At 66.7% G+C, this 8,483-nt stretch carries 7 protein-coding genes; 4 read left to right on the top strand and 3 right to left on the bottom strand.

Features of this window, described 5'->3' with window-relative positions:
* Nucleotides 1-110: 110 nt before the first annotated feature.
* A complete protein-coding gene (locus ACGLHR_RS16575) occupies nucleotides 111-1,124 on the bottom strand; it encodes an EamA family transporter (RefSeq protein ID WP_400095247.1) in 1,014 nt (337 codons plus the stop codon).
* A 121-nt stretch (nucleotides 1,125-1,245) separates the two neighbouring features.
* On the opposite strand from ACGLHR_RS16575, the gene ACGLHR_RS16570 reads away from it, so the two are divergent.
* The 3 genes from ACGLHR_RS16570 to ACGLHR_RS16560 all read left to right on the top strand — a co-directional run bounded on the left by ACGLHR_RS16570 (nucleotide 1,246) and on the right by ACGLHR_RS16560 (nucleotide 4,492).
* Nucleotides 1,246-1,824: a MarR family winged helix-turn-helix transcriptional regulator gene (locus tag ACGLHR_RS16570; RefSeq protein ID WP_400095245.1), complete on the top strand. Its 579-nt coding sequence runs from the start codon at nucleotides 1,246-1,248 to the stop codon at nucleotides 1,822-1,824.
* Between the two features lie 124 nt (nucleotides 1,825-1,948).
* Nucleotides 1,949-3,262: a M20/M25/M40 family metallo-hydrolase gene (locus ACGLHR_RS16565; RefSeq protein ID WP_400095244.1), complete on the top strand. Its 1,314-nt coding sequence runs from the start codon at nucleotides 1,949-1,951 to the stop codon at nucleotides 3,260-3,262.
* 165 nt (nucleotides 3,263-3,427) lie between these two features.
* Nucleotides 3,428-4,492 carry a methyl-accepting chemotaxis protein gene (locus tag ACGLHR_RS16560; protein ID WP_400095243.1) on the top strand — a complete coding sequence of 355 codons (1,065 nt, stop codon included), beginning with the start codon at nucleotides 3,428-3,430 and terminating at the stop codon, nucleotides 4,490-4,492.
* 124 nt (nucleotides 4,493-4,616) lie between these two features.
* Here the strand turns inward: ACGLHR_RS16560 and ACGLHR_RS16555 are convergent, their stop codons facing one another.
* A complete protein-coding gene (locus tag ACGLHR_RS16555) occupies nucleotides 4,617-5,876 on the bottom strand; it encodes an MFS transporter (protein WP_400095242.1) in 1,260 nt (419 codons plus the stop codon).
* 114 nt (nucleotides 5,877-5,990) lie between these two features.
* On the opposite strand from ACGLHR_RS16555, the gene ACGLHR_RS16550 reads away from it, so the two are divergent.
* Complete coding sequence (locus ACGLHR_RS16550) at nucleotides 5,991-6,887, top strand: AraC family transcriptional regulator (RefSeq protein ID WP_400095240.1); 897 nt, start codon at nucleotides 5,991-5,993, stop codon at nucleotides 6,885-6,887.
* A gap of 281 nt (nucleotides 6,888-7,168) precedes the next feature.
* On the opposite strand, the gene ACGLHR_RS16545 is transcribed toward ACGLHR_RS16550, so the two are convergent.
* Nucleotides 7,169-8,434: a M20 aminoacylase family protein gene (locus ACGLHR_RS16545; RefSeq protein WP_400095239.1), complete on the bottom strand. Its 1,266-nt coding sequence runs from the start codon at nucleotides 8,432-8,434 to the stop codon at nucleotides 7,169-7,171.
* Nucleotides 8,435-8,483 lie beyond the last annotated feature (49 nt).

The raw sequence follows: 8,483 nt of genomic DNA, 5'->3' as shown, positions 1-8,483 counted from the left end.
TCCGGCTGGTGGTTAGCCTTTGCCGGGAGGGAGTCGAACCCTCTGGACTCCAATGAAAGGTTTCCGCTTTCACATCCTCCTTTCCCAGGCTTTCCCTGGCGCGATGTCATTCACCCTTGCCGCTGCGGCAACGGCGGATGCGCCCTATCGGAGCCCCCGGCAGCGGCCTGCGCCGCCTTCGGCGCGCGCTGCCCCAGCCACACGCTGGCCAGCACCAGCAGCGCGCCGGCCATCTGCGCCGGGCTCAGGGTCTGGCCTAGCACCAGGAAGCCCAGCACGGTCGCGCTAACGGGGCTGAGCAGGCCAAGCGCGGAGACCGCGGCGGTCGGCAGGCGGCCGATGCCGCGGAACCAGAATGCATAGCTCACGCCGGCGCCGGCCACGCACAGCCACATGTAGCCAAGCACGTTGGGCAGCGTCAGGCGCGCCGGCAGCGTCTCGAAGGCCAGCGCAAACGGCAGCAGGAACAAGGCGCCCGCGGTGAGCTGCCACGCGGTGAGCACCAGCGGCGAGACCGGCGGGCGCCAGCGCTTGGCGAGCACCGTGCCCACCGCCATCGACACCGCGCCGGCCGCAGCCGCCGCCACGCCCACGGCATCCAGCCGCGCGGCGGGCCCCAGCACCAGCAAGGCCACGCCGCCAATGCCGCCTAGCCCCGCCAGCCACGCAGCCAGATGCGGCCGCGCGCCCAGCAGCAGCCACGCCAGCAGCACCACCAGCAGGGGCTGGATTGCGCCCACGGTGGCCGCCACGCCGCCCGGTAGCCGATAGGCGGCGATAAACAGCATGGCCTGGAACAGGCCAATGTTGAGCACGCCCAGCACCGCCGCCTTCCACCACCAGCCGCCGCGCGGCAGTTGCCGGCCCCACGCCAGCATCGCCAGGCCGGCCGGCAGCGCGCGAATCACGCCGGACAGCAGCGGCTGTCCCGGCGGCAGCCACTGGCTGGTGATCAGGTAGGTACTGCCCCAGATCAGGGGCGCCGAAGCGGTCAGCAGGACATCCGCCGTACGTACCTGGACCTGCGGCGCATCCGTGGAGGACGACGTGGTGGACGTGCAGGACGACGAGGATGGGAGCGCCGCGAGCAGAGCTGGCGAGGCGGGCTGGGCGTCGGGCTTCATGTCGTCATGCCTCCATTTTTCTTCAGGCAACTATTCTTGATATCAAGATATAAATCTCACTTTACGAACTAGACGCCTTGATGTCAAGATTCTCGTCATCCAGGATAAACAGCAGCCCACCATGGCCACTCGCGGCAAACCCAAGGCAAGCGGCGCGACGGCGCCCTCCCCTAAAGCCGGCAACGACGATGCACCCGAAGGCGGGGGTGATCGCGTCGACCGCATCCTGGCCCAGTGGGCACGCGAGCGCCCTGACCTGGACGCCGCGCCGATGGGCATCATCGGCCGAGTCTGGCGCCTGGCGCGCCACACCGATCGCGCGGTGGAGTCCGCGCTGGCGCCGACCGGCCTGAATACCTGGGAGTTCGACGTGCTGGCCACGCTGCGCCGCTCCGGCCCGCCCTATGCGCTGTCGCCGGGCGCGCTGATCGATTCGCTGATGATCACCTCGGGCACCATGACCAACCGGATCGACCATCTGGAGCGCGCCGGGCTGGTGCGCCGCAGCCCCAACCCGGACGACCGGCGCGGGCTGCTGATCGAGCTGACCCAGCCGGGCCGCACCCGCATCGACCACGCGCTGGAGGTGCACGTGGCCAATGAGCATCGCTTGCTCGAAGGGCTCTCGGCCGCCGAGCGCAAGCAGCTGGCAAGCCTGCTGCGGCGCTGGCTGCAAGGCTTCGAGGCGGCCGACGAATAGCGCGGCCGAAAGGCGCGTCGCAGCGATGCGTGCGCCCCGCCTGGCACGAACCCTGCACCCCGCCTTGCCCTTTACCCGTTTCCCCTCACTGCGTTTTTCCTCACTGCACCACGGAGCCCACCGCATGCGTTTGACCGTTACCCCGCACACCAGCGCGTTTTCCCCTCGTCCCTCCTTGAAGGCGGCCGCAGCGCTCGCCGCCCTGCTTTGCGCTGCTGCCGCGCAAGCGGCGCCGGTGGAGCCCGCCTACCAGCTGTCCCAGCAAGAAAAGCCGGCACTGATCGCCACGCTCAAAGACCTGGTCTCGATCGAATCCGGCAGCAAGGACATCGAAGGGCTGGACCGCATCGCCACGCTGATCCGCGACCGCCTGGCCGCGATGGGCGGCGACGCGCAGCTGATCGAGCCCACCGAGGTCTACCGCATGGAAGACACGCCCAAGCAGGTAGGCAAGATGGTGATGGCGCAGTTCAAGGGCACGGGCAAGCGCAACATCATGCTGATCGGCCACATGGACACGGTCTACCTGCGCGGCATGCTGGCGCAGCAGCCCTTCCGCGTCGACGGCGAGCGCGCCTATGGCCTGGGCATCGCTGACGACAAGAACGGCGTGGCGGTGATCCTGCATACGGTGGCCATCCTGCAGAAGATGGGCTTCAAGGACTACGGCACGCTGACCGTGCTGATCAACGGCGACGAGGAAATCAGCTCGCCGGGCGCGCGCGCCATGCTGACCAGGATGGGCAGCCAGCAAGACGCGGTGTTCTCCTGCGAAGCCACGCGCGTGACCGGCGACCGCCTGTCGCTCGCCACCAGCGGCATCGGTGCCATCTCGCTGACCGTGCACGGCAAGGCCTCGCACGCCGGCAGCTCGCCCGAGAACGGCCGCAACGCACTGTATGAACTGTCGCACCAGATCCTGCAGATGCGCGACCTGTCCAACCCCGAGAGCGGGCTCAAGGTGAACTGGACAATTTCCTCCGCCGGCACCAACCGCAACGTGATCCCCGCCATCGCCACGGCCCAGGCCGACGTGCGCGTGCTGCGCACCGCCGACTACGACAGCCTGGAACGCACGCTGCCCGAACGCGTGAAGAAGCAACTGATCCCCGATACCAAGGTCGAGGTCAAGTTCGAACGCCGCCGCCCGCCGCTGGAAGTCACCGACGCCGCGCGCAAGCTGGCCGCGCACGCGCAAGGCGTGTACGCGGAGATCGGCGAGAAGCTGGCCGTGTACGACACCGCCGAGGGCGGCGGCACCGATGCCGCGTTCGCCGCGGCCGCCACCAAGGCACCGGTGATCGAGCGCTTCGGCCTGCGCGGCTTTGGCGCGCATTCCAACGATGCGGAATACGTCGACCTCAACTCGGTCACGCCGCGCCTGTACCTGCTCACGCGCATGATCATGGACGTGTCGCAGGACAAGACCGGCCGCTGATCCGCTCGCTCATCCTGTCGCTGGTGCCAGCCTGATGCCAGGCTGGCACGCTTCTCGCCTATGCAGAACGACAGGAGCGACGCAGAACAAACATGGTGCGGACCGTTTTCGACAGCACACGCCGGGCTCCTGACTGGTCACTGGATCTGTAATGAGAGATACCGTATGGCAAGCGCAGACCGCATCGTCGAGCTGTCTCACCACGTTGGATTTATCGCGGACAACAAGATCTCCAGCATCGCGGAAATCAACCGGGAAACGAAGTTCCTCGCCCTGAACGCCTTGATCGAGGCGGCGCGCGCCGGCGATGCAGGCCGCGGCTTCAGCGTCGTGGCGAATCAGGTCAAGCAGGTCTCCGAGCGCATCTCCGGCATCACCGGCGAGCTGACCACGGAGCTGGGCGGCTCCATCGCCGAGCTCACCCAGCTCGGCGACGCCATGATCCGGCAGATGCGCGGCCACCAGGGCCAGCGCCTGGCCGACATGGCGCTGAACATGATCGACGTGGTCGACCGCAACCTCTACGAGCGCTCCTGCGACGTGCGCTGGTGGGCCACCGACGCCGCCCTCGTGGAGGCAGTGAGCAGCCCCGAGCGCACCACCGCCAGCCATGCGAGCGAACGCCTTGGCGTCATCCTGAACAGCTACACCGTCTACCTCGACCTGTGGGTCATCGACGCGCAGGGACGCGTCCTCGCCAATGGCCGCCCGCACGCCTACCCCGGCGTGGCAGGGCGCAATGTCTCGGGCGTGGAATGGTTCAAGCGCGCGATTGCCACGACTTCGGGCGACGACTATGTCGCGCACGATGTCGCGGTGTCGCGCTTTCTCGACAACGCCAGCGTGGCCACCTACGCCACCGCCATCCGCGAAGGCGGCCGCGCCAACGGCGAGCCCGCCGGCGTGCTCGCCATCTTCTTCAACTGGGCGCCGCAGGCGCAGACGGTGGTCAAGGGCGTGCGGCTATCCCCGGATGACTGGCAGCGCACGCGCTGCCTGCTGGTGGACGCGAAGCACCGCGTCATCGCCGCGTCGGATGGCGTGGGCTTGCTGGCCGAGACCTTCGCCCTGAAGGACGACAACAACCCCACCGGCTGGTACGAGGCACCGGACGGCGCGCTGGTGGCGTTTGCCCGCACGCCGGGCTACGAGACCTATCCGGGGCTGGGCTGGTACGGCGTGATCGTCCAGCATCCGCCAGGCGGCAGGCATCCGGCAGGACATGCTTGATGCTGAGATGGCAGCCCCACGGGTGCGCCACGCACCGCGTGGGGTTGCTGCAATGTGGCGCATTGGCGCCACAACGGTGCATGAAATCGAACACCGATATGGCCGCGGGCCGCTGCGCGCAGGCTCAGGCCAGCTTTTTTCGCCCGCCGCCCAGGTCGGGCAGGAAAATGGCCAGCAAGCCCAGCAGTGGCAGGAAGGCGCACAGCTGGTAAACCGATTGGATGCCATGCGCGTCGGCCAGCTTGCCCAGCACCGCGGCGCCGATGCCGCCCATGCCGAAAGCAAAGCCGAAGAACAGCCCCGACACCATGCCCACCTTGCCCGGGATCAGCTCCTGCGCGAACACCAGGATCGCCGAGAACGCCGAGGCCAGGATAAAGCCGATGATGAACGACAGCACGCCGGTCCAGAACAAGTTGGCATGCGGCAGCATCAGCGTGAACGGCGCCACGCCCAGGATCGACGCCCAGATCACGCGCTTGCGGCCGATGCGGTCGCCGATCGGGCCGCCCAGGATGGTGCCGGCCGCCACCGCGAACAGGAACACGAACAGGTAAAGCTGCGAGCTTTGCCGCGTCAGGCCAAAGCGCTCCATCAGATAGAAGGTGTAATAAGTGTTCAGGCTCGCCATGTAGAAATACTTGGAGAACACCAGCGCCATCAGCACCACCATGGCACGCACCACGGTGCTGCGCGGCAACGGCGCATGCGTGGCGACAGCTTTGCGCTTGCGCGTGGTATGCGCCAGCTCGCGGCCGTACCAGCCGCCGATCTGCCACAGCACGGCAATCGCCAGCAACGCCGCCAGCGAGAACCACGCCACGCTGCTTTGCTGATGCACGATCCACGCCGCCAGCAGCGGCCCGGTAGCGCTGCCCGCGTTGCCGCCAACCTGGAAGATCGACTGCGCCAGCCCGTGCTGCCCGCCCGACGCCATGCGCGCCACGCGCGACGACTCCGGATGGAAGATCGACGACCCGGTGCCCACCAGCGCGGCCGCCACCAGCAGCACGCCATAGGTAGGCGCCACTGACAACAGCAGCAAGCCGCACAGCGTGAAGCCCATGCCGATCGACAGCGACTGCGGCTTGGGATGCTTGTCCGTGTACAGGCCCACCACCGGCTGCAGCAGCGAAGCGGTGATCTGGTACGTCAGCGTAAGCAGCCCGATCTGGGTAAAGCTGAGGTTGAAGCCGCCCTTGAGCATCGGATAGATGGCCAGGATCAGCGACTGGATCATGTCATTGAGGAAGTGCGAAAAACTGATCGCCCCCAGCACGCGAAAACCGGTCCGCTCGGCTGCCTGCGCGCTTGTAGGGGTCTGGGCCTGGCCTTGCGGCGAGGCATTCGCGCCGCCGGGCGCGGTATCGATGTGGCTGCTCATGTTGGAGAAGAATTAGGGGGCTGAAAAGGCAACTAGGGAATCGTGGCGACCATGCTAAATGGCGCAAATCCGCCTGTCCTGCGAGAATAGGGCCGGAACCTTGGAGAAAAGGACATGCCCCGTCCCGTCAGGCACATTTCGCAGCGCAACACCGGGCCAGACGACACACCGCTCGCCCGGCACGACGAAAACCCCACGCCCCGCCTGATCCCCTCCCCGCCCGGCATGGACCGCGCCGACACCTACTCCAAATCGCCCGCCTACCTGCAATACGACCGCAGCCCCATGCCGGTCACCGCCATGGCCGCCGACTACCAGCCCGGCCACGTCACCAAGCCGCACCAGCATCCCAACGCGCAGCTCATCCACGCGGTGCATGGCGTGATGGTGGTCGCCACCGCCGAAGGGCAATGGATCGTGCCCCCAACTCGCGGCATGTGGATGCCCGGGGGCACCGTGCACTGGATCCGCATGGTCGGGCACGTGCGCATGCGCACCGCCTATATCCGGCCGAACGCCGCCGCCAACCTGCCCACCCGCTGCACCGTGCTGGGCATCACGCCGCTGCTGCGCGAGCTCATCCTCGCCGCCATCGATATCCCGACACCCTACGCGGCCGAATCGCGCGACGGGCGGCTGATGCGGCTGCTGCTGGATGAAGTGATGCTGGTGCCGACGTTGCCGTTGCACTTGCCGCGGCCTGCGGATGCCGGCTTGCGGGAGATCTGCGATGCGATTGTCGGGGCGCCCGATACGGCGCTGACTTTGGCGCAATGGGGGGAGCGGCTAGGGGTGGATCCCAAGACGATCCAGCGGCGGTTTGCGCGGGAGACGGGGATGACGTTTGGGCAGTGGAGGCAGCAGGCGAGGTTGCTGTCGGCGTTGGAGGGGCTGGCCGCCGGGGCTAAGGTGGTGGATGTGGCTTTGGATTTGGGGTATGAGAGTCCTAGCGCGTTTTCTACTATGTTTAGGAGGCAGTTTGGGGTGCCGCCTAGTGGGTTTTTTCGGTGAATTTTGGGGGTGGGGTGGGGCTTTTTAGGCGTTGGGGCTTTGGGCGCTTTTGGATCGATGATGGTTTTTGGGCCCAAGGGCAGCACCGTTGGCTCTTGTCTTGTGGTTAGGCTTTGATTTTTGCGGCGTTGGCCCTTGCACCCAAGTGCCATACGGCAGCCCCCGCAGGGGGATGTCGTATGGCACTTGGGTGCAAAAACCAACGCCGCCCAAAAAAGACACCAACCAATACAACAAGAGCTAACTGGTCTGCCCTTGCCCCCAACCACCCCTATCCCCCTTTAATCCTCCAGATACCTCTCCACCAACCTAGCCCAATAAGCCGCCCCAACCGTCAAATTCTCATCATTAAAATCATACCCAGCGTTATGCAGCAAAGGCTGCCCCGCCCCATTCCCCATCCGCACAAAACACCCCGGCCGCTGCTGCAGGAAGTAAGCAAAATCCTCACTCCCGGCGATCAGCGGGAAATTCGCCACCACGTTGTCAGGCCCAACCAGCTCCTCAGCCACCTGGCGAGCGAACTCGGTCTCGCGCTCACTGTTGACCAGCACCGGGTAGCCCCGGATGTAATCGATCTCCACCGTAGCGCCATAGCCCTCCACATGTGAAGTCACCAGCTTGCGGATGCGATCTTCCAGCGTGCGCCGCACATCGGGACTGAACGACCGCACGCTCAGCTCCAGCTTGGCGCTCTCGGGAATCACATTGGGCACATGCCCGGCATGCAGCGTCCCGATGGTGACCACGGCGGTTTCGTTCGGGTCGATATTGCGCGACACGATGCTCTGCAGCGCCATCACCAGGCTGCCGGCGACCAGGATCGGGTCGATCGACTGGTGCGGGCGGGCCGCGTGGCCGCCCTTGCCGCGGATGGTGATGGCGACCGTATCGCAGGCCGCCATGAACGGGCCGGCGCGGAACATGAAGGTGCCGGCTTCCACGCCGGGGTGGTTGTGCAGCCCGAAGATCGCGTCGCAGGGGAAGCGCTCGAACAGGCCGTCGGCGAGCATGCGCTCGGCGCCGCCGCCGGAGCCGATTTCTTCGGCGGGCTGGAAGATCAGGTTGACGGTGCCGTTGAAGTTGCGCGTGCGGGCCAGTTGGCGGGCCGCGCCCAGCAGCACGGCGGTGTGGCCGTCGTGGCCGCAGGCGTGCATCTTGCCGGCGTGGATGCTGGCGTACGCCAAGCCGGTGCGCTCATGAATGGGCAGCGCGTCCATGTCGGCGCGCACGCCGATGCTGCGCGGACCACCGCCTTCGCGCAGCGTGCCGACCACGCCGGTGCCGCCGACGCTGCGCGTCACCTCGTAGCCCCAGGCTTCGAGCCAGGTGGCGACCAGCTCGGCGGTGCGCACTTCGTCGAAGGCGAGCTCGGGGTGCTGGTGGATGCTGTGGCGGATGGCTTCCAGCTCGGCGCGGCTGTCGACGGTGTCGGCCAGCTCACAGAATCGTGAAGCGCGGGAGGTGGAGGGAGAGGCGGCGGCGGGTCGGGTCGCGTGCGAGTCGGCAAGAAGTGACTCGATCAGTTCGGGGGCGTGTTCTGACATGGCAGTACTCGTTTTTCTGAGGCCTTTGCGGGGCGTATAGAAAACAGTA

The organism is Cupriavidus sp. CuC1 (assembly GCF_044627735.1).
In the GTDB taxonomy this organism is placed as follows: Bacteria; Pseudomonadota; Gammaproteobacteria; order Burkholderiales; family Burkholderiaceae; genus Cupriavidus; species Cupriavidus ulmosensis.
This window is presented reverse-complemented; position numbering and strand designations above follow the sequence as displayed.